This window comes from Halomonas sp. SIMBA_159, assembly GCF_046536035.1.
Lineage (GTDB): Bacteria > Pseudomonadota > Gammaproteobacteria > Pseudomonadales > Halomonadaceae > Vreelandella > Vreelandella venusta_A.
In genome coordinates, this window is record NZ_JAWJBT010001477.1 from 1 (window position 1) to 241 (window position 241).

1 protein-coding gene is annotated in these 241 nt (G+C 60.6%); it reads right to left on the minus strand.

The features are described from left to right. On the minus strand, positions 1–241 hold a 241-nt coding region (locus R0J87_RS24145; protein WP_498889578.1), incomplete at both ends, for an SDR family NAD(P)-dependent oxidoreductase.

Genomic DNA, 241 nt, shown 5'->3' on the forward strand with positions numbered 1-241 from the left:
AATGTCACGAGGGCCCACTTCACGCGCAAGACCGCGCGTGAAGCTCTCCATCGCCGATTTGTTGGCCGAATAAACGGCTATGCCAGGAAACGGGACGGACAGGCCTGCGTTGCTGCCGATAGTGATGATGCGGCCGCCGTTGGGGAGGTGCTTCAACGCAGCCTGGGTCGCCACGAAGACGCCGCGCACATTGACGTTCAACTGAAGATTCATCTCCTCCAGCGACTGCTCGGAGAAGGGG